This is a genomic window from Curtobacterium ammoniigenes NBRC 101786 (assembly GCF_001571045.1).
GTDB lineage: Bacteria > Actinomycetota > Actinomycetes > Actinomycetales > Microbacteriaceae > Curtobacterium > Curtobacterium ammoniigenes.
Map to the genome: position 1 here is coordinate 223,563 of NZ_BCSV01000002.1, position 26,666 is coordinate 250,228.

The window sequence follows — 26,666 nt, forward strand, 5'->3', positions numbered from 1 at the left end:
CTCACCCGTGTTCGAGGCGGACCAGGTCGACGCCTGAACGAAGTGTCGCACGCCGGACGGCTCGGCGACACCCCCGCACACTGGGTGTACGCGGAACGCGCGAATCTTGCACAACGGCACCCGATGACGCAAAAGGCGAGCGTACGATGAGCCCCGATGGACTCCCTCGACCACCGAATCCTCGACCGTCTGCGGCTCAACGCGCGGGCCGGGTACGGCGACATCGGCAACGTCGTCGGGCTGTCGGCATCGGCCGTGAAACGCCGCGTCGACCGGCTCGTCGCGGACGGCGTCATCCAGGGCTTCACGATCAAGGTGGACCCGACGATCGAGGATCGCGGCACGGAGGCATGGGTCGAGGTGTACTGCCGGGGCACCGTGTCGCCGGACGAGCTTCGCACCCTGCTCGAGAACGTGCCGGAGGTCGTGGATGCGGGCACCGTGACCGGGAGCGCGGATGCGATCGTGCATCTCCGGTCGAAAGACATCGCGTCGCTGGAGGAGGCGCTCGACCGCGTCCGCCTCGCCCCGCACGTGGACCACACGCGGAGCGCGATCGTGATGTCGCGGCTCGTGTCCAGAGAGCAGCGGTAGCGCGGTAGCGTCGAGATCGTGCTCCAGGACGTCTCCCCCTCCGCGCCCCCACTGTCGGGTCGCCCCTGGATCGAGCAGGGCTGGCGCGACGTGGTGTTCGTGCACTGGCGGGTCGATGCGTCCGCGGTTGCTCCACTGCTGCCGCACGGCGTTCGCCCGGACACGATGGCCGTCGATGGTTCCGACGACGGCGCGACGACCTGGGTCGGTCTCATCGGATTCCGATTCGTCGACACCGCCTTTCCCCGCTTCGGGGTGCTCGGGGCGGCCTCGACCCTGCATGCGTTCGGCTCGGTCGGCGATTTCGTCGAGGTGAACGTCCGCGTCTACACGGTGGATCGTTCCGGTCGACGCGGTGTGGCATTCCTGTCGCTCGACGCTTCGCGCCTCCCACCGACGCTTGCCGCCAGAGCAGCGACGGGCCTTCCCTACTACTGGGCGCAGGCGGAGCAGCGCCGCGGGGTGGACCGGGTGGCGTATGCGCTCCGACGACACGGCACGCGCCTCCGATCACGGTTCGACGTACGGATCGGGGAGGCGGTTCCGTCGCCGTCCGCGCTCGAGACGTTCCTGACGGCTCGGTGGGGCATGCATGTCCGACGTGCGGGAGTCACCCGTTTCTGGCCGAACGAGCACGAGCCCTGGCGCCTGTACCGTGCCGAGCTGACGATCCTGCATGACGATCTGGTGCGGGCTGCCGGCCTCCCGCCGGCGCTCACCGAGCTCGCACCGGACAGCGTTCTGTACTCCCCGGGCGTGACCACCCGATTCGGCGCCGGCACCCCCTGACGCCGGGTCCTACCGCCGCGAGCGCAGCACCCCGGCCGGGACGGCACCGAGTCCGTCGACGCCCCCGAAATCGAGCGGGCGCGTGAACCACTCCGGTGTCACCGTGCGGTGGTCGGGATCGAGATGCAGCATCAGTCGATGCGGCGTGTCGATGAACGCCACGTCGATTCGGAGGCTCCGATCACCCTCCGCGGTCGTCCCGCCGCCGCCCTGCACCGCGACGGCGACCTCGGGTGAACCGGAGGCAGCGCCCTCGGTGACCGCCCACTCGTCGGCGCCGACGCGCCAGAGCCGGGACGCGCCTCCCGGAGCGGCGGAGTGCTCGGTCAGGGTCAGCGACCAGCCGTCGCCGGCGTGCGTCAGACCGACGCGGTCGAGCGTCGGGTAGGCCACCTGCGCAGCGTCGGATTCGACCACGGTGTAGGCGCCCGCGATGTCGTCCGACCACTCGGACGGACTGTCGAGCCCTGCCGGGAACGACAGGGTGCGCGCGAGTCCGTGCAGCGCCTCGCCCCCGCCGTCCTGGGGCGCCAGCGGCGCGTCGCCGAACGCTGGGAGCAGGTGCTCCCACACCAGGTTCAGCTCCGCCTGCATGTCCATCGTCTGTGCAGTGATCGCGACCACGGCCTCCTGCTCGGGGAGGACGAGGCAGAACTGACCGAACGCGCCGTCGCCGCGGAACCCGTGCCGCGACCGCCAGAACTGGAACCCGTAGCCCTGTGCCCAGTCGTCGTGCTCGGCGTTCGGGTCGCCCGGCGTGGCGTTGTCGATGTGCACGCTCGACGCCTGGCCCACCCACCACTCGGGCAGGAGGCGCTCCCCCCGCCACACGCCATTGTTCAGATACAGCAGGCCGAGTTTCGCGATCGCCTCGGGCGGCGCGAACAGCCCGGAGAAGCCGAGATCCACGCCGGCTGGCTGCTGCTGCCACCCGAGCGGGGGGATCCCGAGCGGGTCGAAGAGCCTCGGGCGCAGGTAGTCGCTGAGCCGCTGCTCCGAGCGGCGCTGAATGATCGTGGCGAGCGTGTATGTCGCGAGCTGGTTGTACGTGAAGACCGAGCCGGGGTGCCGCTCTGGTGCGGCGGCGAGGAACGCACGAACCGGGTGCTCGACGTCGTCGAACGCGACGACCATGTCCGCAAGGTGCCCGGTCGCCATCGACAGCAGGTGGCGGACGAGCATCGGCCGGCTCTGCGGGGCGATCGAGTCCGCGTACTCCGGAAAGCAGTCGACGACCGGGGTGTCGAGATCGAGCAAGCCCTCGTCGATGGCGAACGCCGCGGCGGTGCTCGTGAAGCTCTTGCTCACCGAGTAGACAAGCTGCGGCCGGTCGAGCGCGTACGGCGCCCACGCCGCCGATGCGACGACAGCCCCGTGTCGAACCACGATCAACGCATGCGGCTCGATGTCCGGGTGCTCGTCGAGCGCGTCGATGAGTTCGCGGACACCGCGCGGATCGACACCCTCGGCTTCAGCGGTGCTGAGCCGCCAGTCGGTCGCGGTGCGCGTTGCCCGCTCGTCCTGCTCCTGGTTCACGCGGATCCCTTTCGTCGACACTGACAACGAGTTCGAGCATGGCACGCTCGGGAGGATCGCGGCGAGTCACAGGGGCAGGTCGCGAAGGTCACGGTCGACCGAGCCGAAGCGGTGCGTGCGCATCGCGATCACCTGCTCTCGAACGAACGGGAGCATCTCGAGCAGTCCGGCGTCAACCACTGGAGCGTCGTAGACGGTCACATCGACGGACGCGCCGAGCGCCTCCTCCAGCATGATCGGGTCACCGCCGAGCAGACGGATCCGCGCCCCCGGGCCGCCGAACGCGGTCCGAGGAATGGTCTCGAGCGACGGGGTCAGCGCGGCGACGATGTCGTTCTCATCCGGCTCGAGGTCGCCCGACCAGCGGTCCAGGAAGATGGCGCCAGCGGCTGCGCGCTGGAGCCAGTCCTCGTCGGACTCGACGAGGTGGTCGACGACGTCGAGGGGGCTGCGACCGCTCGACAGCAGCTGCACGAGGGGCGCCGGCAGGGGCCGCGCGGTACTCAGCAGGATGTGGGCGCGCGCGGCGCTCGCGGCCGCGAGCACCCGGACGAGATCACCGGTGCTCGCGTTCTCGCTCTGCCGCACGATGACCGACATCGGCCGATATCGGAGGACGTTCCGCTCCGCCTTGAGGGCGGCCGGGTCGTGTGCCACCCCGAACTCCTCGGACCAGGCAACGGCATCGCTGAGCGCACCGGCGCGGACCTGGTCGAATTCCTCAAACGTAAGGCCCGGCCGTGCGGCGTCGATCAGGGTGGCGACCGCGTCCGGCACGCCCCGGAGGCGAATGCTCTTGTGCGGCGGCCGTGCCTTCGGCACCCAGCGCCCGAGTGTCGCGAGGTGCAGCGGGCCTCCAGGGCGCGTCGTCGGTCCGATCGACGATCGTTTCCAGCCGCCGAGTGGCGCCCGACCCACGCTGGTGTCGGTGGTGCGTCGGTTCACGAACAGCGTTCCCGCCTGCACGCTGTCGACCCACTCGGCGACCTCGGCCGCATCGAGCGAGTGCAGCCCGGCAGCGAGTCCCGAGTCGGAGCTGTTCTGCAGCGCGATCGCCGCCTGGAGGGAATCGACGCTAGCCAGTTCGACGACGGGGGCCACGGCGTCGAGGAGTCCGGCCTCCGGTGCCGCGGCGGCTCCCTCGCGGATGCCGGGCGACCACAGGCGCTCGGAGTCGTCGAGCGCTCGTGGTTCGAGCAGCCACGACGCACCGGCTTCAAGGACGGTGAGCGCATCCCGCGTCGTACCGTGCGGGCGCGCGATCAACGGACCGAGCTGTGCCGCCGGGCCCGAGGGCCACGCGACGTGGAGTCCGCGCCCGGCGTCCACGAGCGTGCGATGGAACCGCTCACTGGTCGCGACCGACCCGACCAGGATCACCAGCGACACCGCCGCGCGCTGCTGTCCGGCACGGCCGAAAGCGGAGGCGACGATGTCCTCGACCGCCAGGTCGAAGTCGGCCGATGGGGTCACCACGATCGTGTTGCGGCCCCCCGAGGTGGCGCTGAGCGGCAGTCCGGCTCGCCACCATCGGAACGAGCGTGCGGTGTCCGCGGACCCGGTGAACAGGACACGGTCGACGACGGCGTGCGCGACGAGGGTGCGCCCGAGCGCCTCCTCGTCGATGTCGACGACCGCGAGCAGCGAGTGCGGCACGCCTGCCTGCCACAGGATGTCCGTCAGGAGGGCGACGGACCGACCTGCCTGCGACGCGGGCTTCACGACGACACCGCTGCCCGCGGCGAGCGCGGCGACCACGCCGAGCGCCGTCACGGCGACGGGTTCTTGCGCGGGGGCGACGACGACGGTAAGGCGCGGTGGGACGAGGACGGCACCGTCGATGTCGAGGCGGTGGCGCGCCTGGACGGCGAGGAGGCTCGCGGCGTCGATCGCCCGACTCACCTCGGCGTCGGCCTCCGTGAGGGTCACGCCGACCTCGGTGCAGAGCACTTCGATGAGGTCGCCGCGCCGGACTTCGAGTTCGTGCGCGATGAAGTCGAGGAGCTCGGCCCGATCGGCGGGGTCCTGCCGCCCCCAGTTCGCACCCGCGCCTGCGGTCGTCGTCAGGATGCGTTCGAGTCGGACCCGGTCGACCACGCGCGCCGCTCGGAGGGTGTCGGCGCCGAGAGGGGACCGGGGAACGCGTCGGAGGATGTCGCGCGCCCATGCACGGTTTCCCGCGATCGCCGGGTCTGTGTCCGGCGTGAGGTCGAATCGATCGCGGAACTCCGGCTCGCCGAGTGGTGCTCGCCGATCCTGCACACGGTTGGTCACAGGGAGCGGATCGCCCAACCCGTCGATGGCGGCCAGGAAGCGATCACGGTCCCGGTCGAAGTGGTCCGGTTCGCTGGCCACCGCGACTGCGGACCCCATGGCGGCGTCGGTGTCCGCCAACGCTTGGAGGCGCGTGGCCAGGTACGGAATCGCGGCGTCGGCTTCGGTGGGGTGCACGACGGGCGTCACGAGCCGGAGTCCTCCGACGTCCGAGCGGACCGCGTCAGCAGCACCGGTCGCCGAGCCGAGCAGCATCTCGACGTCGACCGCCGCGGTGAGGTTCCGGCGCGTTGCGAGCGTCCATGCGGTCGCGACGTGAAACAGGTTGTGACTGGCGACGGCGATGCGGACCGCGTCGACGCGCTCCGCGGTGAGCGCAGCGTCGAGCAGCGCGAGGTAGGCGGTGTCGGTTTCCGTTGTCGTCGCAAGGGTGGCGAGCGGCCAGTTGCGGAGGCTCGCTTCCACGCGCTCGGTGGGGAGGGAGTCACCTGTGACGAGCCGGATCGTGATCGGCGCGCCGCCCCGCGCACGTCGGTCGCGCGCCCAGTCGGTGAGCCATTCGAGCGCGTCCTGGGCGTCCGGGAGGTACGCCTGCAGTGCAATGCCGGCGTCGACTCGCAGGAACTCGGGGCGTTCGAGCAGCGCGGTGAACACGGCAATGGTGAGATCGAGGTCGCGGTACTCAGCCACGTCGAGGGTGATCCGCTTCGGCGTCGGCGCGGAGGCGGCCACGCGGAACAGGGGCAGCAGTCGTTCGGTGACCCGGGCCACCGTTTCATCGAACGCCCAGAGGCTCATCGGCGACACGACGTCGCTGACGCGAATCGTGAGGGCATGCACGTCCTCGCGCTCGAGCATCTCCCGGGCGTCGTTCAGGCGGCGATCCGCAGCGTCGGGACCGAAGACGCGTTCACCGAGCGGCCTGATGTCGAGCAGGGTGTCGGTGCCCGCGAGTTTGGCGAGCGTCGCTCCAAGCTTCGTCCGAGGAGCGTCGACGACCAGATGACCGGTCATGCGGCGCAGGATTCGTCGGGCGGTCGGGACGACGGCCCATGGCGCCATCGCGGCGACTCCGCCACCGAGGGCGACGGCGCCCCGGAGGTACCAGGCGAGGAAATCGGGGACGTCCTGGCTCAGGCGTTCCAGGTTGGCGGCCGCGACGCGGGGGTCGTCGGGCCGCACCACCCGGTCGACGAAGCCCAGCGCGAAGTCGAATCCGCGCTCGTCGTGCAGGACGCCTGCGAGACGCGCAGCACCGGGGTCGGCCTTGACGCCTGCGGATGCCGTGAGCCACCGCCGGACCAGCTCGATCGCATCGTCGGTGCAGTCCTGGAGGCGGGCTTCGGGCATCCCTCGATGCTATTCGGAGCGGATGACAGGACCGTCAGTGCCAGCGGTGATCCTGAATGGTCATCCGGGGACCGAAACGGGGCTTCCGGAAGCCGCTCCCGGCGATGAGTCGCACGATGCGCTCGCGGTGACCGCGCCACGGCTCGAGGAGTTCGAGCATGCCGGCGTCGTCGACGGGCGCGCCCGCAAGCGCCCACCCCACCGTCGCGGGAATGTGAAAATCACCGACGCTCGGCGAGTCCGGATCCCCGTGCGCGCGCTGCGCGGTCTCCGCCGCCGTCCACGGTCCGATCCCGGGAATCGAGGTCAGCCGATCGAGAACGGCCGGTCCTCCTCGACCGAGCGTCAGCGTGCGTTCGAGGGCATCGGCCACGCGCGTCGCGCGCATGACCGTCGCGGACCGCCCCGGTTCGATGCCCGCGCGATGCCACTCCCAGCTCGGGATGCGCGACCACGTGGCGGCGTCGGGAGGAACGATGAGGCCCTCGGGCGCGGGGCCCGGCGCGGGTGTGCCATATCGGCGCAGCAGGTAGCGCCACGCTCCCCATGCCTGGCGGCTCGTGACCTTCTGCTCCATGATCGCCGGGACGAGCATGGCGACGACGGCATTCATGCGACAGAGACGTAACCCGCATTGCCGGTGTCGAGCCTCCCGCAGGAATTCGTGCGCCGAGACGTCGAGCTCCGACCAATCGTCCCCGCGGCCAAGCATGTCCGGCGCGTCGGCGATCGCGCGCTCCGCACCCGGACCCCACGCGCTCACGGCGACCGAATCGCGTTGGGCACGAACGGCGACCGTCGCCGCGCCATCTCGGGTGCGCAGGCCGAGCCAGATCACGCCGTCCACGACACGGAAGGCCGGATCGCCGGAGCCACGCTGCAGGGGACGGAGGGTCGCGGCGGGGTCGAGCGGGCCTCCGGGCCGGTAGACGGTGTCGACGCGACGTGCGTCGACCGGTTCGGGCCGACGCGGGGCAGGCGGCGCGAACGTCATGTGGGGATGGTACGTGGCGAGGAAGGCCGGTCGTGTCACATCCGGCGGGATCGACAAAGATAGGGCTATGCGCATCGGGATTCTCACCAGTGGCGGCGACTGCCCCGGCCTGAACGCGGTGATCCGAGCCGCGGTGCTCAAGGGCATCGCGATCTACGGTCACGAGTTCGTCGGGTTCCGCGACGGCTGGCGCGGCGTCGTCGATGCCGACATCGTGCCGATCGGCCGCAAGGACATCCAGGGCATCGCCAAGCAGGGCGGCACGATCCTCGGCACGAGCCGCACGAATCCCTTCGAGGGCCCGAACGGCGGCGTCGACCGCATCGTCGAGAACCTCGACCGGCATGGCATCGACGCGATGATCGCGATCGGCGGCGAGGGAACACTCGCGGCCGCGAAACGGCTGACGGATGCGGGCCTGAAGATCGTCGGCGTGCCGAAGACCGTCGACAACGACCTCGGCGCGACGGACTACACGTTCGGGTTCGACACCGCGGTGCAGATCGCGACCGACGCGATGGACCGCCTCCGCACGACCGGTGAGTCCCACTCGCGCTGCATGGTCGCGGAGGTCATGGGTCGCCACGTCGGCTGGATCGCGCTTCATTCCGGCATGGCGGCCGGCGCGCATGCGATCCTCATTCCCGAGCAGAAGACGAGCATGGCGCAGATCGCTGCGTGGGTCCGCTCCGCCTATGAGCGCGGTCGCGCGCCGCTCGTCGTGGTGGCCGAGGGGTTCATCCCAGACCATGAGGACGACGCCCATTCCGAACGCGGACTCGATGCGTTCGGTCGCCCGCGTCTCGGCGGGATCGGTGAGCGGCTCGCTCCCCTGATCGAGGAGATGACGGGCATCGAGACGCGGGCGACGACGCTCGGGCACATCCAGCGCGGCGGAACGCCGACCTCCTACGACCGCGTGCTCTCGACGCGGCTGGGACTTGCGGCGATCGACTCCGTGGTCGAGGAGCGCTGGGGACGCATGGTCGCGCTGCACGGCACCGACATCGTGCACGTGTCGTTCGAGGACGCGCTCGGCGAGCTGAAGACCGTGCCGCAGGACCGGTACGACGAAGCGGCGATTCTCTTCGGCTGACCAGGTTCGGCTGACGCCGACGGAGCGGGCGCACGAGGGCACCCGTATGCATCGCGACTGCTAGTGCCACGGTAGGATACGAGATACCAGCAGCACGTTCCCCTCGAAAGCGCAACGATGCCCATCCCGAAGACCACCGTCGAGAATTCGCCCCGCAAACTGCTGCGCGACGTCGTCTACGACAAGATCCTCGCGGCGCTCCGCGACGGGACGCTGCAGCACGGCGAGCGGCTGAACGACGACGAGCTCGTGCAGTGGCTCGGCGTCTCCCGCACTCCAGTCCGCGAGGCGATCGCGAAGCTCGTCGACATCGGTCTCATCGAGATGGAGGCGAACCGCTACACGCGTGTCGCCCGCCCGACGTTCCGCGACTGGACGAACGCCGTCCGCGCGTTCTCGGGCTTCTGGGAGAGCTGCGCCCGCTGGAGCGTCCCCGCGCTCACCGACGCGCAAGCCACTGACCTGCGCAAGCTCGTCGACCGCGCCGACGCAGCCCGCGAGAAGCACGCCGGCGACTACGACGCCCGTCTGGACGCGGTGCGCGAGTGGATCATCGAGCACACACCGAACCAACTCCTGACGCGCGCGGCGAGCGGGGCGCTCGAACAGGTTCGATTCGCGCTGCAGCCGGCACCGCGGTTCGAGCAGTGGGATATCGCCGATGTCTTCGACGGGTTGCGCGAAGCGGTCGCCAACCGCGACGGCGAGCGCGCCCGGTCCGCAGCCCACGCGCTGTCGGTCGCGATGGAGGCACACATCGCCGCCGTTGCGACCGCGCGGGGCGAGCACGTCGACACCTGGTGACCGACCTCATCTGCGTCGCCGGCCTCCGCGTCACGCGATCCGGTCGCGACCTCCTGCATGACGTCGATCTCACGGTTCGCGCCGGCGAGCACTGGGCGCTCCTCGGACCGAACGGCGCCGGAAAGTCGACACTGCTGGCGGTGCTCGGCGCGACGAGTCATCCGACCGCCGGCTCGGTCGACCTGCTCGGTCGGCGCCTTGGGCGCGTCGATGTCCGTGCGCTTCGAGAACGCATCGGGCACGTCGATCCGCGTCACAGGATGCTCGCGCCGCTGACGGTGTTCGAGACCGTGCTCACCGGCGTCACCGGCACGACCGACCTGATGATGCGGTGGGAGCCGACCAGCGCGCAGCAGGATCAGGCGCGGCAGCACATTCGTGACGTCGGATTGGAGGCACGTCTCGACGCCCGCTGGCCGGTCCTGTCCCAGGGTGAACGAGGGCGGACGCTCATCGCGCGGGCGCTGATGGCGGAGCCCGAGCTCCTCCTCCTCGACGAGCCCGCCACCGGCCTCGATGTCGCCGCGCGTGAGCATCTGCTCGAGATCATCGACGCCCTCCGAGCACGCCACCCGACGCTCGGCTCCGTGATGGTGACGCACCATCTCGAGGACCTGCCCGCGTCCACCTCGCACGCACTGCTCCTCCGAGACGGACGTGTGGTTGCGCGAGGGCCGGCGGAGACGGTTATTACGTCAGCGGCGGTGTCCGACGCGTTCGCGTTCCCGCTCGCGATTTCGCGGGCGGGCGGACGGTGGCACGCTCGTCGAGCCGGCTGAGCTGGTCAGAGCGCGTGCTGTGCGATCAGGTACGCGATCACGGCGTCGCGCACAAGCTCGCTCGGTCTCCGGTGTTCTTCATTGGCACGCGCGACGAGCGCCGCGTCGAGATCGCGGGGAAGTCGCACGGTGCGACTCGGCGACGGGCCGCCAGATGCGCCAGCGAGCGATGGACGGCCTCGGCCGATCCGTTCGACCTCTTCAGGCCCGACCGCCGCAGCAAGAAGCGCAGCGCCAGCTCGATCGCTGGCGGAGCGCTCCACGCGGACGCCAGGCGGAAGGTCACTCATGGCCTCAGCCCGGGCGCTCAGTGCCTCCGCCCACGTTTCCTCGTCCGGATTGATCGGCTCTCGACCTGCCATCACCAGCCTCCTTCCCGTTGCGCGCGCTCCAAGTGTTTGCGGCGCGCGATCATCGCATGGAACACAAGAATGTCGCGCGGCGGCGTCACCACCGCCATCACCTCGATGAGGTTGGACCGGTCCCGGAGCGGTCCGATGGAGAGATCTGGGGACCGCCCACCAGGCCAACGAGCCTCCTCGAACGCAGACACATGAAACGTCCAATTGAGGATCGCGAACGAGATGTCATCCGTGCTGATTCCATGTTTCAGTGCACTGTTCGCGATGCGCAACGCCATCGTAATACTGTAGGGCAATAATAGCAATAGCGACTTGCATTATTGGCGACGGGCCGAGCACCTACGGCCGTGCGGCCGCCGCAGCGCGGGCGGCGGCGGGGAGCGCCTCCAGGATGCGATTGATCGCACTGTCGTCATGTGCGGCCGTCAGGAACCAGGCCTCGAACACGCTCGGCGGGAGCGTGACGCCAGCATCGAGCATCGCGTGGAAGAACGGCGGGTAGCGCCAGGCTTCCTGCGCACGGACGTCGTCGTATGTCCGCGGGGGCGTCTCGGTGAATGCGAAGGAGAACAGGTTACCGGCCCGCTGCACGGTGTGCGCGACCCCGGCCATGGTCAGGGCGCCGCTCACCTCGTCGGAGAGCAGGTCCGCGAGGCGATCGAGCGTTGCGTACACGTCGGACGTCGCGTGCCGCAGCGTCGCGAGCCCTGCCGCCACAGCGAGCGGATTCCCGGAGAGTGTGCCGGCCTGGTAGACCGGGCCGAGCGGGGCGAGGTAGTCCATGACGTCGGCACGGCCGCCGAGTGCCGCCAGGGGCATCCCACCGCCGATGACCTTGCCGAACGCGATCAGGTCGGGCTTCCAGCCTGTGCCGTCGGGAACAACACCCGATGCTTCGAGCCCCCACCAGCCCGCCGCGCCGACGCGGAATCCGGTGAGCACCTCGTCGAGGATCAGCAGCGCGCCATGTGCGTGCACAATCTCGGCGAGTGCCCGGTTGAAGCCGGCGTCCGGCGCGATCACGCCCATGTTCGCCGCCGCCGCTTCGACGATCACCGCCGCGATCCGCTCGGAGTGCTGGTCGAACGCCGCCCGAACCGCATCGAGGTCGTTATAGGGCAGGACGAGCGTCTGCGCCGCGGTCGCGTCCGTGATCCCGGCCGAGCCAGGGAGGGACAGGGTCGCCACGCCGGAGCCGGCCTCCGCGAGCAGGGAGTCGGAGTGTCCGTGGTAGTGCCCGGCGAATTTCACGAGCAGATCGCGGCCGGTGTAGCCGCGGGCGAGCCGGATCGCGGTCATCGTCGCCTCGGTACCGGTCGACACCATGCGGAGCTTTTCGACCGGGCCATCGCCGTCGACGGCGACGCGACGTTCGACGAGTTCGGCGAGCTCGGTCTCTCCCGGCGTCGACGCGCCGAAGGAGAGGCCGCGCGCAGCAGCGTCCTGCACCGCGCGCACCGCCGGTTCGGCCGCGTGCCCGAGAATTGCCGGACCCCACGACGCGACGAGGTCGACGTACTCGCGTCCCTCCGCATCGCGGACATACGGGCCGGATGCCGAGACGAGGAATCGGGGCGTTCCGCCGACCGAGCCGTACGCGCGGACGGGTGAGTTCACGCCACCGGGGATCGCATGCTTCGCCCGGGTGAAGAGCTCATCGTTCGTCGTCATCGGTCGGCCTTTCCCGTGATCGAGAGGTCCGCGACGGCCGCGGTGGAACCCGTCGAGCGCAGCCCCTCGCTCGTCAGTCGCTGCGCGATCTCGACAGCGAAGTAGGTGAGGATCGCGTCCGCGCCGGCGCGCTTGATGCCGATCAGGGCCTCCATCGCCGCAGCATCGCGGTCGATCCATCCGTTCTGCGCGGCGGCCGTGATCATCGCGTACTCGCCGGAGATCTGATACGCCCACACCGGCACCGGCGACACCGATGCGGCCTCGGCGAGCACGTCGAGGTAGCTCATGGCCGGCTTCACCATGACGATGTCCGCACCCTCATCGATGTCGAGCAAGACCTCGCGGATCCCGGCGCGGCCGTTCCCGGAGTCGATCTGATACGTCCGGCGGTCCCCCTGCAGCGAGGACGAGACCGCCTCACGGAACGGCCCGTAGAACGCGGATGCATACTTCGCCGCGTACGCGAGGAGGGCCGTTCCACCGTGACCAGCGCGATCGAGGGCCTCCCGGGCGGCAGCGATCTGGCCGTCCATCATCCCGCTCATGCACACGAGCTCCGCACCGGCTTCCGCCTGCGCGACCGCCATGTCCTGGTATCGAACGAGGGTCGCATCGTTGTCGACCGAGCCGTCTGCCGCGAGGACCCCGCAGTGCCCGTGGTCGGTGAATTCGTCGAGGCACAGGTCGGACTGGACGACGAGCGCGTCGCCGACCTCCGCTCGTGCGACGCGGATCGCGACGTTGAGGATGCCGTCGGGATCCGTCGCGCCGCTGCCCGCTGCATCCTTGTGCTCGGGGACGCCGAAGAGGTTGACCCCGCCGACCCCGGCCTCCGCGGCCTCCACGAGTGCTCGGCGGAAGGAGTCGAGACTGTGCTGCCGCACGCCCGGCATACTCGCGATGTCGATCGCCTCCGTCGCCCCTTCACGGATGAACATCGGGAGGATCAACTCCGCAGGGTGCAAGTGCGTCTCGGCGACCAGGCGGCGCATTGCCGGCGTCGCGCGGAGGCGACGCGGACGAACGGCGGGAAATCGGCCGACTGATGGGGTGGTCACGGGGCTTCTCCTGGTGGTGCGGGTGCTGCTGCGGGTTCGGTGAGTGGGACGTGTTCGAGGTCAGCGACGATCGCATCGAGGAGCGCCTCCGCGGAGCGCGAGTGTGCGACGACGTGCACCGGCAGTCCGATCGCCCGCGTCTCTGCGGCGGTGCGCGGGCCGATGCAGGCGATGCGCGTCGACGGGTCGAGCGGTCGTAGGCGCGCGGCGACCTGCTGCGCCACGCTGCCGCTCGTCACCATGATCGCGTCGGGAGGCGCGTCGAACCGGAGCGCGTCGGTTCCGGTTCCGACGGTCCGGTATGCGACGACGTCGTGCACGTCGGCTCCGCGCGCCCGAAGCGCCTGCGCGAGGGTGGGCCCGGCGAGGTCGGATCGAGGAACGAGGACGCGCCCCGTCGTCTGCGGCATGATCGCTGCCAGGTCGGCGGCTGACGCATCCTCCGGGACGACGTCGACGGTCCAGCCCGCTTGGCGACACGCGTCCGCGGTCGCATCGCCCACCGCGGCAACGCGGACTCCGCCGCACCCTGTCCGGAGGCCCGGCACCCGCCCGGCGACGACGGACACCGCCGCGGCGCTCGTCACCACGACCCACTCGTACGAGCCATTGACGAGGCCGGTCGCCGCCTCGTGCAGCGGCGAGAGATCCGACGGCGGGCCAGCGGCGATCAGCGGGACCACGACGGGTGCAAGCCCCCTGGCACGCGCCGCCGCCGCGACACGCTCGCCCCACGGGCCGCCGCGCGGCACCAGGACAGTCGGAGTTCGTGCGGTGTCCGTCGGTGCTCCTAGCGGGAGGATGCGGCGATGTCAGCGAGATCCGCTGCGCCGTTCGCGAGCAGTTCGTCGGCGACGCGACCGGCGACGGAGCGTGCCTCCGCAAGGCGCTCGTCCATCGGCGCGGGATCGAGGTGGGCGCCGTGCGACGCGGTTCGCGCATCAGCGCCGTCGGGGCTGTAGACGGTCGCGGTCACGAGCAGCAGTTCGGCGTCGACGACGGCCGAGGCGCCGATCGGGGCGGAGCAGCCGGCCTCGAGGCGAGCGAGCACGTCACGTTCGGCGGTGACCGTGAGGCGGGTGGTGGGATGATCTATCCCCCGCACGCCGCGCCGCAACGCGCCGAAGGGCTCTCCCGAGGCCGTTGTCACGCCCGCACGGGTCTCGACGGCGAGCGCGCCCTGCCCGGGTGCGGCGGGCCAGAACCCGGTCGGAAGCATCTCCGTCGCTGCCGCGAGGCGACCGATGCGTTCGAGTCCGGCTGCGGCGAGCACGACGGCGTCGAGGTCGTCCTCGACCCGCGCCAACCGGGTGTCGATGTTGCCGCGGATGTCGACCACCGTGAGGTCCGGTCGACGACGCAGCAACTGCGCGATACGCCGGGGCGAGCCGGTGCCGACCTTCGCACCGTCCGGAAGCGTTTCAAGCGTCAAGCCGTTCCGTGCGCACAGCGCATCGCGGACGTCGGCGCGCTTCGGCACCGCGGCGATCTCGAGTCCGGGCGCCGGAGCGGTGGGGAGGTCCTTCAGTGAGTGCACGAGCACATCGACCTCGCCGGCCGCGAGTGCCTCACGCAGCGCCGACGCGAACACCCCGGTTCCGCCGAGCGACGACAGGGAGGCGCGGTTCACGTCCCCCTCGCTCGTCACGGTCACGAGTTCGACCGGCATGCCCGCCGCTGCCGAGAGCCGGTCGGCAACCATCTGCGATTGTGCGACGGCTAGACGGCTACCCCGGGTGCCGAGCCGAATGACGTCCGGCTGGTCGGTCACGGCGCGACACCGGCCGCGGCCGGCTTGAAGCCGGCGCGGACGTTCTCGCAGCATCCGGGTCGACAGACGTCGTACCAGGGGCCGAGATCGGTGACGTGGGGTCGGTCGGCGGTCGGCGTGCCGTTCACGCGTTCGAGCACCAGGTCGATGAGGCCGCCGACATAGGTCGGGTCGACGCCGGGCGTGGGGGTCCGGGTGGACCAGAACCCGAGCTCGCCCGCTGTCTCAGTCGCCTCTTCGTCGAGGTCCCACATGACCTCCATGTGGTCGCTGACGAATCCGAGCGGAACGATGACGACGGCCCGCGTCGGCCCTCCCGCGAGCGACTGCAGGTGGTCGTTGATGTCGGGCTCGAGCCATGGCTGGCTCGGCGGTCCGGAGCGCGACTGGTAGACGAGTTTCCAGCCAGGGACGGTCGCACCCTGCAGTCCGCTTCCGAGCGGCGTCTCGAGGAACTCCGCCCACGCCGCCGCGATCACGACCTCCGCCACGGCGGTGTGCTGGGCCGCGTACGCCCCATCCGGGCCGAAGCCCCGGAAGTCCGGACCGGATTTCGCGGCGTCGCTCGACGGGATGGAGTGGGTCGAGAACAGCACCTGGAGTTCGGTGCTCGGGTCGAGCCCCTCATTCGCCGCGATCGCCTCGGCGAACGCGTTGCGGAGCCCGTCGATGAACGGCCGAACGAACGCGGGGTGGTCGAAGAACTGCCGGACCTTATCGATGCGGATCACGTCGGCGAGGCCGGTCTCAGTGAGCACCCGTGCGAAGTCCTCGCGATACTGCCGGCAGCTCGAGTACGACGAGTACGCGCTCGTCGCGATCGCGATGAGATTGTGGAACCCCTGATCCGCGGCTTCTCGGACGGCGTCTTCGAGATAGGGGTCCCAGTTGCGGTTGCCCCACAGGACCGGGAGATCGATGCCACGCGCAGCGAGTTCCGCCTCGAGCGCCGCCTTGAGCGCACGGTTCTGAGCGTTGATCGGGCTGACCCCACCGAAGTGACGGTAGTGGTGCGCGACCTCTTCGAGGCGCTCATCGGGGATCCCGCGCCCGCGCGTGACGTTGCGGAGGAACGGGATGACGTCGTCCTGGCCCTCGGGCCCCCCGAAGCCGGCGAGGAGGATCGCGTCATACCGAACGGGGGTCTCGACGTGCTCGGGGCCTGACGCGGCCGCCTCGGTCGCGAATCGGACGAGCTCGCCGTTGGTGATGTTCGCCGTGTCGGTCACGACAGCACCTCCGGCAGCTCGGCGGTGGTGACGCGACGGCCCGTGTAGAAGGGGATCTCCTCGCGGACGTGACGACGGGCCTCCGTGTAGCGCAGATCGCGCATCAGATCGACCAGGTCGATCGGGTCCGGCGACTCGAGCGGCAGGATCCACTCGTAATCGCCTAGCGCGAAGCTCGCGACGGTATTCGCCAGCACGCGCTTGAACTTCGCACCCTGCCGACCGTGGTCGGCGAGCATCTGTCGGCGCTCCGCCTCGGGCAGGAGGTACCACTCGTACGATCGGACGAACGGGTAGACCGTCAGCCACTCGCGCGGCGGCACGCCGCGAAGGAACGCGGGCGTGTGCGACTTGTTGAACTCTGCATCACGATGGGTGCCCATGGCGTGCCAGACGGGCTCGAGGTCCGCGAACAGCGCGGTCCGACGGATCGCGCGAAGCGCGGCCTGGATCTCCGCGGCGTCCGGCCCATGCAGCCAGATCATGACGTCGGCGTCGGCTTTCAGGCCCGAGACGTCGTAGAACCCGCGGATGGTGACGTCGCGCGTCGCGACGTCGGCGACGAGGTGGTCGAGTTCGGCGACGGCGGCATCGTCTGCTCGCTCGACGCGGCCGCTCGGCCGACGGAACACAGCCCACAGCGTGTACGCCGTGAGCAGGCTGAGATCGACACCGGCGTTCTCGGCGTCGGTCGATGGAACGGGCGCGGGCGCGCTGGAACTCATGAGAACCATTGTCCTATCGGTCGGCTGGGCCGAAATCAGCCCGGGGGATCGCTGCGGCCCCCTTGCCGCGCGGGTGCCTGACGCGGCTCAGCGCCGGCGAAGCACCGAAACGACGATACCCCCGACCACTGCCACTCCGGCTGCGAGCGCTGCCAGGTACGGCCCGGGGTTCTCATTGAGGCCACGCTTGACGTTCGACGCCGCGATGCCGATCTGTTTGGGCAGATTGAGCTTGTCCTCGATCGCATCGAGGGTGTCGAACAGTTGCGCGCGCGTTGCGGCCGCTGCGTCACTCAGACGATCGAACTCAGAAGTGGTGCTGTCGCTCATCGATGTTCCTGCTGGTCGCCGGTCAGAAGCGGTGGACGTCGGGTTTGCGGACGGCGCGCTGCACCGGCGGCTCTGGCTTCTTGCCCATGCCCTTGATCGCGCTGATGTCGTTCTTCACGCTCTGCATCGTGCGCTTCGGCAGCGGCGGCAGCCCGGCCTTCAGGCGCTTCCAACCCAGGAATCCGAGGAGTCCGGCGACGAGGAACATGGCAACCGCGATGATGATCGCGGAGAGCCAGGCGGGCATCACCGTCGCGAGGCCCATGACGGCCGCCGTCAGGAGCACGCCGATCGCGTAGAGCACGATTACGAGGGCGGCGATCAGGAAGGCTGCCGCGAACGCGAAGATCTTCGCCTTCGCGATCATCTCCGCCTTGAGCAGCGCCAGCTCACCGCGGACGAGCTCCTTGACGAGCCGCGGCACGTCGGCGACGAGGCCGAACAACGACTTGCTGCGGCGTTCCCGGGTGTCGGTCATGATCCGGGGGTCCCCGCCGAGCCGTTCGTGCTCGGCTGTGCGGCGTTGGTGTCGGTGCGCTTGCGGGACGTCGCCTTGCGGACGGCCTTCTTCGTCGCCTCGCCGATCAGCTCCGCGACATCAGGCGTGCGGTCGGCGATGAAGTCCTCGAGCCCGTGCACCTGCTTCTGCACGCCGCTGCTGTTCCAGAATCGGCCGCTCACCGACTTGATCTGTTCGTACCGCGCACGGCCTGCTCGCGCCCCGAGGACGTATCCGAGCGCGGCCCCTGCAACGAATATCAGTCTGCCTCGCATTTGCGGACCCTTCGTGTCGTGATGAGCTTGCGGTCATACGCCGACCGGCATGTGTCGACCCAGTGTCTGCAACCCTAGACCTCGCCCGATTCGGGCGTCCGCTCAGTCGTCCAGGATCCGCTCAGCGGACGTGCGGCTCGCCGCAACGACGCCGGCGAGACCGCGTCCGACGGATACTTCGCCGATCCCGACGACCCCCGCTGCCAAGTCGGCTCCCCGGCGATCAGGCGCGCGCCACCGCACTCGGTCCGCGGCTACCAGGTGTTCCTCGGCTCGCAACGGCACGCCGAGGAGGGCCGCGGCGTCCTCGACAGCGGACGCCGCCAGTTCGGACGACGGGTCCACCGCGAGCGCCGAGCCGGCACCATGCGCATCTGAGCCATCCCGGGGAGCGAGCGCGTAGCTGAGCCGGAGCACGTGCCTCCCGCCCGCCGCGTCGGCGAGCCACGCCCACTTCACGGTGGCGTGCGTGAGCGCCTTGGCGCCGATCCCCGACGCGTCCGGATGCACGAGCATCCCCGTGCCACGGGGCGCGGCGTCGAGCTCCGGCTGGTCGACGACCAGGGTGACGAGCTCGATGCCGTCCACCCGCTCGTCCGCCTGGCGGCCTGGATCGGCCACGGTCGACAGCACCGCGTCGGCGTGGAGGCGCTCCACCGGCCCCGGGCGCCCCGTTGCCGGGTCCGTCGGCGCCGCGTCGACCTCGTGTGCGTCGATCCGGACGGCGCGCATCCCGAGCCGAACGTCGACGTGGTACGTCTCCATGTCGGCCGCGAGCTCATCGACGAGTCGGCTGATCCCGCCGCGGATGCCGCCGACCGCGGACCCTGCTGGCGCCTTGGCCCGCTGCGCGACGACCGCGCGGGCGAGGGATCCCTCGCGAAGGAGTGCAGCCCGGAGGCCCGGCACCACCCGGTCGAGGTCGAGCTGGTCCGGGTGCGTCGAGTGCACGCCTCCGGCGACCGGGACGACGAGGTCGTCGAGCACCTGCTGGCCCATCCGCCGCCGGACGAGCTCGCCGAGTGTCGCCGCTTTGGCGCCGACCGTCGCCGGGAGGAGCGAGTCCATCTGTGCGCGCACCGCTCCGGATGTGCCGACGACGGCGATGACGTCAGCGGCCATCGGCGTGCTCGGAATTCCCAGGAGGCCCGCAGCCGGCAAGGGGGCGACGCGGCGGTCCTTGGTCATCACCCAGGCGCCGCGCTTGTCGGGCTCGACCAGCTCGTTGCCGAGGCCGAGCTCGATCGCGAGCCGCCGCACGTGGTCGCCGCGCGTCGCGAAGGACTCGGCAGCGAGATCGAGGTCGATGCCGGCGAGCGTGTGCTTCTGCACCATGCCGCCGAGCGCAGCGTCTGCCTCGAGCAGCGTCACGTGGACACCGCCCTTCGCCAGGTCGCGAGCGGCGACGAGGCCGGCGACTCCGCCGCCGACCACGATGACATCGGTCACGCGCCCGCCCCGGTCGCCCCGGCCGCCCCGGCCGCCCCGATCGGCCCAGCCGCCCCGGTCACTCCGGAACCGAGCCCGTGCACCAGTTCGACGATGCGGGTCAACACGTCCGGGTCGGTCTCCGGCGGGACGCCGTGCCCGAGGTTCACGACGTGGGCCCGAGCGAGCGCGCCCGACTGGATCACCCGGCGGACGTGACGCTCGAGCACCGGCCAGGGTGCAGCGAGCAGCGCGGGATCGATGTTCCCCTGCACCGTGATGCCGGGCCCCATCCGATGCACCGCTTCGGCGAGCGGAACCCGCCAGTCCACGCCGACGGCCTCCACGCCGACCGAGGCCATATCGCCGAGCACCTCACCGCTGCCCACGCCGAAGTGGATGCGCGGAACGCCGAGGTCTTCGACGTGCGACAGCGCGCGGGCGGAGTGCTGCTTCACCCGATCGACGTAGTCGTTCCGTGACAGCGACCCGACCCACGAGTCGAACAGCTGGACCGCCGACGCGCCTGCGAGCGCCTGTGAGCGCAGGAACGCCCCGGACACATCCGCTGTCCAGTCGAGGAGCCGCGACCACGTCTCCGGGTCGGCGTGCATGAGCGCCCGCGCGGCCGTGTGGTCTTTGCTCGGACCGCCCTCGACCATGTAGGCGGCAAGCGTGAATGGCGCGCCGGCGAATCCGATGAGCGGCGTGGAACCGAGCTCGGCGACCGTGCGCTGCACGGCCTCGGTGATCGGCGCGAGCGCGGACGGGTCGAGCGCCGGAAGCGCGGCCACAGCCTCCGGCGTGCGAATCGGCGCGCCGAGCACCGGACCCTTGCCAGGCACGATCTCCACGTCGACCCCGGCGAGACGCAGCGGCACCACGATGTCGGAGAAGAAGATGCCGGCATCGACGTGATGGCGGCGAACCGGCTGAAGCGTGATCTCGGACGCCATCGCCGGGTCGAGGCAGGCGTCGAGCATGGCGGTCCCGACGCGGAGCTCGCGGTACTCGGGGAGCGACCGGCCTGCCTGCCGCATGAACCAGACCGGGAGGCGCTCCGGACGGTCGCCGCGGAGCGCTCGGATCAGCGGGGCATGAGCTGTGCGACCGTCGATCAGTGGATGGTCGTTCGGGAGGGGGGAATGGCCCTGGTCGAGGAGGGCTGAAGGGTCGCTCACGCGCACCAGTGTCCCACCCGGGATCCTGGCATCCTCCCCGGAGTTAGCATGGAGGGCGTGCTCATCTGTCTCACGGCGTCGTACCGCAACGCCAGCTTCGATCTCCTGGAGCGACTGAGCATCGGTGCACCCGCCGCCGCGGAAGCCCTCGTCAGCAATTCCGAACTCCTCGACGGCGCGATCGTGCTCGCCACCTGCAACCGGTTCGAGGCGTATCTCGATGTCGCCGACGGCGCCGCGGACCGAGCGGTCTCCGCCACGATCGACGCCGTCTCGACCGCGAGCGAGCTGACTCCGTCGGCGGTTCGTGCGTCCCTGTCGGTGCTCGACGGCAACACCGTCGTCGAACACCTCTTCGCCGTGTCGAGCGGACTGGAATCGGTCGTGGTCGGCGAGACCGAGATCTCCGGCCAGGTGCGTCGCGCCCTGGAATCAGCGCGAACGAACGGGACCACGACCTCCGAGCTCGAACGACTCTTCCAGGAGGCGGCGCACACGTCGCGCGGTGTCAAGACCCGGACCCGAATCGGTGCCGCCGGTCGCTCGCTGGTACGGCTCGCGCTTGAGCTGGCGTCCTCTCGCGTCACGGACTGGGCGGCGACGCAGGTCCTCCTCGTCGGCACAGGCCGGTACGCGGCGACGACGGTCGCATCGCTCCGTGACCGCGGCGTCCAGGACATCGCGGTCTACTCCCCCTCAGGCCGCGCTTCGTGGTTCGCGGCGAAGCACGACCTCACGGCCGTGCACGACCTTCGCGCCGGTATTCGTTCATGCCAGGTGATCGTCACCTGCACGACGAGCGAGACGCCGATCGTGACCGTCCCGATGCTCGCCGACGACGTCCGCCGTCTCGTGATCGACCTCGGCATGCCCCGGAACGTCGATCATCGCGTGGCTGACCGTCCGAACGTCGAGCTCCTCGACCTGGAGACGATCAGCCTGCATGCGCCGGTCGCCGAGTTGAACGCCGAGTCGGAGGCGCGGGCCATCGTCGACGACGCCGTCACCCGTTTCCGCACAGCGCGCCGCGAGCAGGCTGCCGCGCCGGCGCTCGTCGCGCTCCGGAAGCATGTGTTCGACCTGCTCGACCAGGAGATCGAGCGAGCCCGGGGACGCGGCGACTCCGAGCAGACGGAGCGCGCGCTTCGACACCTCGTCGGCGTGCTGCTGCACCGACCATCCGTACGGGCCCGTGAGCTCGGCGCCGCCGGCCAGGCGGACGAGTTCGCGCGCGGGCTGCAGTCGGTCTTCGGCATCGAACCGGAGCCGGATACCGCGGCCCTTCCGACCGTGGTGCCGCTCGCCGAGCGCGCGATGCACGACCGCGACGACGCTGCGGACGCTTCCTGAGCCTCCCGCTCGTGCTCGACGTGAGCGCACTCGTGGTCGTTCGGGAGCGTCGCGTCCTCATGGTGCAGAGCCGCGGCCGCGACGTGCTCTATCTGCCCGGGGGCAAGGTCGAGCCGGGCGAATCCGGCGCCGCCGCCGCCAGCCGGGAGGCGCGTGAAGAGACCGGCCTCCGGGTCGCGCCAGAAGCGCTCACCTGGTTCGCCACCGTCACCACCGACGCACACGACCAGGGACCCGGCGCACGCGTCATGATGCGTCTGTTTCTCGCCGGCGATGGGGCAGACGACCAGGAGCCCATGGCGGCCGGTGAGGTCGACGCGATCGAATGGGTGACGAGCGTCGACGAGGATCGATGCCCGCCTGCCGGTGTGGCGACGCTGAACCTGCTCATCGCAGCGGGCCTCATCGACTGACGAGAAGCGCGGCGGTCGCCGACGCGCCGAGTCAGTCAGTCAGTCGCGGACGCGCCGCGTCAGTCGCGTGCGCCCGGCTCCGCGTCCGCCTCGTCGCGGTCTCCCGGGATCTCGGAGTCGACATAGTGGCCGACCCCCTCGTCGACGGGAGTCTGCTCGCCCGGAATCTCAGACTGGTCATACGCGCCGACGCCCGCGCGGTCCGGCTCGACCTCGCCCGGGATCTCGCTCTCGACATACTCGCCGGCGCGCCCGTCGTGGCTCACCGGAGCGTCGCCGGGGATCTCCGAGTCGACGTATTCGCCGCCCTCGCTCACCACACCGTCGGTGCGGGCCGCGTCCCGCGGGCCCTCGTGTCGTCCAGCCATCTCGGACCACCTTTCGATTCGAAGCGTCGCCATCGACGCCGTCAGCACCGATTGTGCCCCAGCACAGGCAGAGCCGTTCGGACGATATTCAGTCACGATCGCGCCTCATTCCACGCATTCGCGTGCTCCGCATGGAAGCCTGGCCTTATGACCGACAGGAACCGCATCTCGTTCGCCCTCGCGCTCGGCGTTGTCGCCGCAGCGACGCTCGCCGGATGCGCGTCGAGTGCGACCGCGCCCACCGCCGGCGGGAGCAGCGCGGCAGCGAGTTCGAGCATGTCGCCGTCGTCGTCGGCGAGCGCCTCGGACTCCTCGACCCCGTCGGCGTCCGCAACCGACGGTCAGGGCGGCGACACAGGCGGCAGCGTCAGCGGCACGCTCTGCAGCACCACCGAGCTCACCGGCGGCACCGAACCGGGTAGCGGCGGGGCGGCCGGCAGCACGATCATCCACCTCACGTTCAAGAACACGGGAAGCACCACGTGCGTGCTTCAAGGGTGGCCGGGCGTGTCCTTCGTCGGCGACGGGAACGGCACGCAGCTCGGTGCACCGGCCACGCTCGATCGGGCCGCACCGCACCCGACCGTGACGCTGGCACCGGGAGCGACCGCGGTCGCGCCACTGAAGATCGCACAGGCCGGCAATTATCCGAGCGCCTCGTGCACCCCGACCCCGGCGGACGGGTTCCGCGTGTACCCGCCCGGTTCGACGACCGCGTTGTACATCAAGGCGTCGGGATACACGGCCTGTGCGTCGACCGCGGCACCGCTCCTCGACGTGCAGGCTGTCGTCGCGCAGGGACAGGCGACGGACTGACGACGGACGGCGACATCGGGAGGGTCAGCCGTGTACGGCGTCGAGCAGTTCGGCGCCGAGCGCACGGAGCGCTTCTCCGACGGCGAGTCGGCGCTGCAGGCCGTCGTCGTCGTACGCGACGGTGACCGAGTAGGACACTGAGCGCGAGGGCCCTCGAAGCACTCCCGCCTCGGCACGCACTCCCGCCGCCGAGCCGGTGGCGGCGACCGCCTGCAGCCCGTGTGCCATGTCCCGGTGGGCGAACGGGTCGAGCCCGAACGATCCGGCGACGCCGGCGAAATCGGACGCCAGCGACAGCCATCCCAGAACCCGGTTGCTCGTCGATTCGTCGACGACCTCGCCGAGCGCCAGCCCGCGCATCAGCCAGCTCAGCTCGGCTGTCGAACCCACCGCCGTGTCCGGCGCATCGTCCGGACCGCGGCGGTCCCGGTTGCGGTCGAGCACTGCTGTCCGGTCCATGCCGAGCGCCTCGGCTCGCGTGCGGACGGCATCGAGCCCGACCATCGCCAGGAGCGCATTGGAGGCCCACGCGTCGGCAGTCGCGCCGACGAGCGTCGCGAGGTCGGCGACCTGCATCGTCGGCTCCTGCATGAACTGCCACAGGCCGGGCCCGGCTGCAGCATCGCGGGCCATGCGCTGCAGCCGCTCGCCGTGGAACCCGCCGTCTTCCAGGCGCGCGGCGACCTCGACGAGGAGGAGGAGCCTCCCGAGCGTTGCGATCGGCAGCGCGACCCGCTCGTCCACCGCAAGCAACGCGCGGCCGCTTGCGGTGTCGATGACGGATGCGCTCACCCGGGCATCGTCACGGGCCAGCGCGCCGAGCGCCGCGATGGTCGCGGGAAAGCGTTCGTCGCCGCTTCCGCGATGGCGTCCGCCACGGCGCGGACGGTCTCGGTCGCGGTCATCGGCTCCGCCGCCCGAAGCCCGGCCGCGGCGCGACGGAGCGTCGGGTTCGACCATCACATCGTCACCAGATTCGCACCCGCTGCGACGCGGGAAGGTACATCGGGTCGTCGTCGTGCACGTCGAACGCGGCGTAGTACTCGTCGATGTTCCGGACGATCTGATTGCAGCGGAACTCGTTCGGCGAGTGCGGGTCGATCGAGAGCAGGCGCTGCGCCTCCTCCGGGCGGATGTTCATCCGCCACGCCTGCGCCCAGCTGAGGAAGAACCGCTGGGCGCCGGTGAGACCATCGATGACCGGAGGCTCGGAGCCGTCGAGCGAGATGAGGTACGCCTTCCACGCAATGGCGAGGCCACCGAGGTCCCCGATGTTCTCGCCGATGGTGAGGGCCCCGTTCACGTGCGCGTCTGGCACCTCCCGTGGCGTGAGCTCGTTGTACTGGGCGATGAGCGCCTTCGTGCGCTCCTCGAACGCCGAGCGGTCCGCTTGCGTCCACCAGTTGTGGAGGCGTCCGTCGCCGTCGTACTGCGACCCCTGGTCGTCGAATCCGTGCCCGATCTCGTGGCCGATCACGGCGCCGATCGCACCGTAGTTCGCGGCTGCATCGCGGGACTCGTCGAAGAACGGGTACTGCAGGATCGCGGCGGGGAACACGATCTCGTTGAAGCCCGGGTTGTAGTAGGCGTTGATGGTCTGCGGGGTCATGAACCACTCGTCACGGTCGATCGGCTTGCCGATCTTGCCGAGTTCCCGGTCGACCTCGAAGGATGCCGCAGCCTGCACGTTGCCGATGAGGTCGTCCGCGGAGATCTGGAGTGCCGAATAGTCGCGCCACTTGGCCGGGTAGCCGATCTTCGGGGTGAACTTCTCGAGCTTGGCCAGGGCGCTGCGCCGGGTCTCCTCAGTCATCCAGTCGAGCCCGGCGATGCTGTCGCGGTAGGCCGTGATGAGGTTCGCGACGAGGTCATCCATGGCCGCCTTCGCCGTGTGGTCGAAGTGCTCCTCGACGTAGATCCGCCCGACGGCTTCGCCCATCACGCCTTCGACGAGGGACACACCGCGCTTCCAGCGGTCGCGCTGCTTCGTGACGCCGGTCAGCGCCGTGCCATAGAAGGAGAAGTTGGTCGACGCGAATCCGGTGTTGAGGTAGGGGGCGTACGAGCGCAGCACCTGCCAGCGCAGCCAGTCCCGCCACACCGAGATCGGACGGGTAGTGAGCTCGTGGGCGAGGCCCGTCAGGAACGACGGCTCGCGCACGACGACCGTGTCGAACACCCCAGGAGGCGCGGCGATGCCGTTCACCCACTCGGACAGATGCACGCCCTCTGCCAGACCGGCCGCGTCGAGCCAGGACATGCGGTTGTACGTCTTCTGGCTGTCGCGGGTGGTCACGTTGTCCCAGTGCGACTTGGCGAGCGCCGTCTCGAGGTCGATGATGTCTTGCACGCGGTCCGCGGCCTGCGCGAACCCGCCGAGATCGAACATCGCGCCGAGGAACTCACGGTACTTGTCGCGGATGCTCGCGAACCGTTCCTCGCGGTAGTAGGACTCATCGGGCATGCCGAGGCCCGCCTGCTCGAAGAACACGACATACCGCTCCGGGTCGCCGGGATCGTTGTCGACGAAGAGCTTGATGAAGCTGGACACCCCGAGGCGCTCGAACCGGCCGGCCATTCGCAGGACGCCGTGGATGTCCTCAATCCCGGCGATCTCGATGAAGAGGGGATCGATGGGCTGCGAGCCGAGCGTCTCGAGAAACCCCTCGGACAGGAAGCTCGCGTACAGATCGCCGACCTTCCGGGCCTCGGTGCCGGGCTCGGCCTCCTGGGCGCGTTCGATGATCGTGCGGACCGCGACCTCGGCCTCCTCGGCGAGGATCGTGAACGAGCCGTACCGCGCCTTGTCGTCCGGGATCGGCGTCGATGCGATCCACTTGCCGTTCACGTGGCGATACAGGTCGTCCTTCGGCCCGAGCGTTGCGTCGAGGTCGTCGGTCTGAATTCCTGTGGTCAGCGCAGCGTCGGTCATGTCGACCACGATATCCGCCCGTCGGCGGCGTGCACCCAG

Annotated in this window: 27 protein-coding genes; 8 read left to right on the top strand and 19 right to left on the bottom strand. The window is 70.2% G+C overall.

The genetic code is table 11. The annotated features are described in order from the left end of the window. Nucleotides 1-156: 156 nt before the first annotated feature. Together CAM01S_RS04750 and CAM01S_RS04755 are read left to right on the top strand one after the other, a co-directional pair. On the top strand, nucleotides 157-594 hold the full coding sequence (locus CAM01S_RS04750; protein WP_066517222.1) for an Lrp/AsnC family transcriptional regulator: 438 nt from the start codon (nucleotides 157-159) through the stop codon (nucleotides 592-594). An 18-nt stretch (nucleotides 595-612) separates the two neighbouring features. After that, entirely contained in the window at nucleotides 613-1,383 is a 771-nt protein-coding gene (locus CAM01S_RS04755) for a YqjF family protein (protein WP_217999717.1), read from the top strand. A 9-nt stretch (nucleotides 1,384-1,392) separates the two neighbouring features. Here the strand turns inward: CAM01S_RS04755 and CAM01S_RS04760 are convergent, their stop codons facing one another. The 3 genes from CAM01S_RS04760 to CAM01S_RS04770 form a co-directional block, all read right to left on the bottom strand. Continuing rightward, nucleotides 1,393-2,919 carry a serine hydrolase domain-containing protein gene (locus CAM01S_RS04760; RefSeq protein ID WP_083527823.1) on the bottom strand — a complete coding sequence of 509 codons (1,527 nt, stop codon included), beginning with the start codon at nucleotides 2,917-2,919 and terminating at the stop codon, nucleotides 1,393-1,395. Between the two features lie 66 nt (nucleotides 2,920-2,985). Continuing rightward, a complete protein-coding gene (locus tag CAM01S_RS04765; RefSeq protein WP_066517226.1) occupies nucleotides 2,986-6,543 on the bottom strand; it encodes a proline dehydrogenase family protein in 3,558 nt (1,185 codons plus the stop codon). 34 nt (nucleotides 6,544-6,577) lie between these two features. Continuing rightward, the gene (locus CAM01S_RS04770) at nucleotides 6,578-7,537 is read right to left on the bottom strand and encodes a DNA-3-methyladenine glycosylase family protein (RefSeq protein ID WP_066518509.1); all 960 of its coding nucleotides are present in this window, start codon (nucleotides 7,535-7,537) and stop codon (nucleotides 6,578-6,580) included. A gap of 67 nt (nucleotides 7,538-7,604) precedes the next feature. Here CAM01S_RS04770 and CAM01S_RS04775 point away from each other — a divergent pair, with 67 nt between their 5' ends. The 3 genes from CAM01S_RS04775 (at nucleotide 7,605) to CAM01S_RS04785 (ending at nucleotide 10,216) form a co-directional block, all read left to right on the top strand. Then, nucleotides 7,605-8,633 (top strand): 6-phosphofructokinase, encoded by a 1,029-nt coding sequence (locus tag CAM01S_RS04775; protein ID WP_066517228.1) that lies wholly within the window; start codon nucleotides 7,605-7,607, stop codon nucleotides 8,631-8,633. A gap of 117 nt (nucleotides 8,634-8,750) precedes the next feature. Further along, on the top strand, nucleotides 8,751-9,437 hold the full coding sequence (locus CAM01S_RS14940) for a GntR family transcriptional regulator (RefSeq protein ID WP_066517232.1): 687 nt from the start codon (nucleotides 8,751-8,753) through the stop codon (nucleotides 9,435-9,437). Next, the gene (locus CAM01S_RS04785; RefSeq protein ID WP_245631538.1) at nucleotides 9,434-10,216 is read left to right on the top strand and encodes an ABC transporter ATP-binding protein; all 783 of its coding nucleotides are present in this window, start codon (nucleotides 9,434-9,436) and stop codon (nucleotides 10,214-10,216) included. Before CAM01S_RS14940 ends, CAM01S_RS04785 begins: the two co-directional genes overlap by 4 nt. Before the next feature lie 5 nt (nucleotides 10,217-10,221). On the opposite strand, the gene CAM01S_RS04790 is transcribed toward CAM01S_RS04785, so the two are convergent. From CAM01S_RS04790 to hemE, 13 genes are all read right to left on the bottom strand, one after another. Continuing rightward, nucleotides 10,222-10,578 (bottom strand): hypothetical protein, encoded by a 357-nt coding sequence (locus tag CAM01S_RS04790; RefSeq protein WP_066517236.1) that lies wholly within the window; start codon nucleotides 10,576-10,578, stop codon nucleotides 10,222-10,224. Beyond that, on the bottom strand, nucleotides 10,578-10,856 hold the full coding sequence (locus CAM01S_RS04795) for a hypothetical protein (protein ID WP_157071429.1): 279 nt from the start codon (nucleotides 10,854-10,856) through the stop codon (nucleotides 10,578-10,580). The genes CAM01S_RS04790 and CAM01S_RS04795 overlap by 1 nt, the downstream gene beginning before the upstream one ends. Nucleotides 10,857-10,917: 61 nt before the next feature. Further along, complete coding sequence (gene hemL, locus CAM01S_RS04800; RefSeq protein WP_066517243.1) at nucleotides 10,918-12,249, bottom strand: glutamate-1-semialdehyde 2,1-aminomutase; 1,332 nt, start codon at nucleotides 12,247-12,249, stop codon at nucleotides 10,918-10,920. Beyond that, complete coding sequence (hemB, locus tag CAM01S_RS04805; protein WP_083527769.1) at nucleotides 12,246-13,310, bottom strand: porphobilinogen synthase; 1,065 nt, start codon at nucleotides 13,308-13,310, stop codon at nucleotides 12,246-12,248. Before hemB ends, hemL begins: the two co-directional genes overlap by 4 nt. Continuing rightward, nucleotides 13,307-14,062: a uroporphyrinogen-III synthase gene (locus CAM01S_RS04810; RefSeq protein WP_066517244.1), complete on the bottom strand. Its 756-nt coding sequence runs from the start codon at nucleotides 14,060-14,062 to the stop codon at nucleotides 13,307-13,309. Before CAM01S_RS04810 ends, hemB begins: the two co-directional genes overlap by 4 nt. A gap of 38 nt (nucleotides 14,063-14,100) precedes the next feature. Then, a complete protein-coding gene (gene hemC / locus CAM01S_RS04815; RefSeq protein ID WP_066518526.1) occupies nucleotides 14,101-15,081 on the bottom strand; it encodes a hydroxymethylbilane synthase in 981 nt (326 codons plus the stop codon). Continuing rightward, on the bottom strand, nucleotides 15,078-16,310 hold the full coding sequence (locus CAM01S_RS04820) for a ferrochelatase (RefSeq protein WP_083527772.1): 1,233 nt from the start codon (nucleotides 16,308-16,310) through the stop codon (nucleotides 15,078-15,080). The genes hemC and CAM01S_RS04820 overlap by 4 nt, the downstream gene beginning before the upstream one ends. After that, nucleotides 16,307-17,035, bottom strand: a complete 729-nt coding sequence (hemQ, locus tag CAM01S_RS04825; RefSeq protein WP_083527825.1) for a hydrogen peroxide-dependent heme synthase — start codon at nucleotides 17,033-17,035, stop codon at nucleotides 16,307-16,309. Before hemQ ends, CAM01S_RS04820 begins: the two co-directional genes overlap by 4 nt. Nucleotides 17,036-17,122: 87 nt before the next feature. Further along, complete coding sequence (locus CAM01S_RS04830; protein ID WP_066517245.1) at nucleotides 17,123-17,365, bottom strand: hypothetical protein; 243 nt, start codon at nucleotides 17,363-17,365, stop codon at nucleotides 17,123-17,125. Between the two features lie 22 nt (nucleotides 17,366-17,387). Beyond that, nucleotides 17,388-17,843 (bottom strand): phage holin family protein, encoded by a 456-nt coding sequence (locus CAM01S_RS04835; protein ID WP_066517249.1) that lies wholly within the window; start codon nucleotides 17,841-17,843, stop codon nucleotides 17,388-17,390. Further along, entirely contained in the window at nucleotides 17,840-18,139 is a 300-nt protein-coding gene (locus tag CAM01S_RS04840; RefSeq protein WP_066517251.1) for a hypothetical protein, read from the bottom strand. Before CAM01S_RS04840 ends, CAM01S_RS04835 begins: the two co-directional genes overlap by 4 nt. A 102-nt stretch (nucleotides 18,140-18,241) precedes the next feature. Further along, nucleotides 18,242-19,588 carry a protoporphyrinogen/coproporphyrinogen oxidase gene (locus CAM01S_RS04845; protein ID WP_066517252.1) on the bottom strand — a complete coding sequence of 449 codons (1,347 nt, stop codon included), beginning with the start codon at nucleotides 19,586-19,588 and terminating at the stop codon, nucleotides 18,242-18,244. Further along, entirely contained in the window at nucleotides 19,585-20,754 is a 1,170-nt protein-coding gene (hemE, locus tag CAM01S_RS04850; RefSeq protein WP_217999718.1) for a uroporphyrinogen decarboxylase, read from the bottom strand. The genes CAM01S_RS04845 and hemE overlap by 4 nt, the downstream gene beginning before the upstream one ends. Before the next feature lie 51 nt (nucleotides 20,755-20,805). Between hemE and CAM01S_RS14945 the strand changes: the two genes are divergently transcribed. Beyond that, nucleotides 20,806-22,098 carry a glutamyl-tRNA reductase gene (locus tag CAM01S_RS14945; protein WP_066518552.1) on the top strand — a complete coding sequence of 431 codons (1,293 nt, stop codon included), beginning with the start codon at nucleotides 20,806-20,808 and terminating at the stop codon, nucleotides 22,096-22,098. Nucleotides 22,099-22,109: 11 nt separating this feature from the next. Then, nucleotides 22,110-22,511 (top strand): NUDIX domain-containing protein, encoded by a 402-nt coding sequence (locus CAM01S_RS04860; RefSeq protein ID WP_245631539.1) that lies wholly within the window; start codon nucleotides 22,110-22,112, stop codon nucleotides 22,509-22,511. A 59-nt stretch (nucleotides 22,512-22,570) separates the two neighbouring features. On the opposite strand, the gene CAM01S_RS04865 is transcribed toward CAM01S_RS04860, so the two are convergent. Next, nucleotides 22,571-22,879 carry a hypothetical protein gene (locus tag CAM01S_RS04865; protein WP_157071430.1) on the bottom strand — a complete coding sequence of 103 codons (309 nt, stop codon included), beginning with the start codon at nucleotides 22,877-22,879 and terminating at the stop codon, nucleotides 22,571-22,573. Between the two features lie 147 nt (nucleotides 22,880-23,026). Here CAM01S_RS04865 and CAM01S_RS04870 point away from each other — a divergent pair, with 147 nt between their 5' ends. Further along, nucleotides 23,027-23,695, top strand: a complete 669-nt coding sequence (locus CAM01S_RS04870; RefSeq protein WP_066517257.1) for a DUF4232 domain-containing protein — start codon at nucleotides 23,027-23,029, stop codon at nucleotides 23,693-23,695. 24 nt (nucleotides 23,696-23,719) lie between these two features. Here CAM01S_RS04870 and CAM01S_RS04875 read toward each other — a convergent pair whose 3' ends face one another. Both CAM01S_RS04875 and CAM01S_RS04880 read right to left on the bottom strand, forming a co-directional pair. After that, the gene (locus CAM01S_RS04875) at nucleotides 23,720-24,655 is read right to left on the bottom strand and encodes a serine hydrolase (protein ID WP_066517260.1); all 936 of its coding nucleotides are present in this window, start codon (nucleotides 24,653-24,655) and stop codon (nucleotides 23,720-23,722) included. A gap of 7 nt (nucleotides 24,656-24,662) precedes the next feature. Continuing rightward, nucleotides 24,663-26,627 (bottom strand): M13 family metallopeptidase, encoded by a 1,965-nt coding sequence (locus tag CAM01S_RS04880; protein ID WP_066518555.1) that lies wholly within the window; start codon nucleotides 26,625-26,627, stop codon nucleotides 24,663-24,665. Between the last annotated feature and the right edge of the window lie 39 nt (nucleotides 26,628-26,666).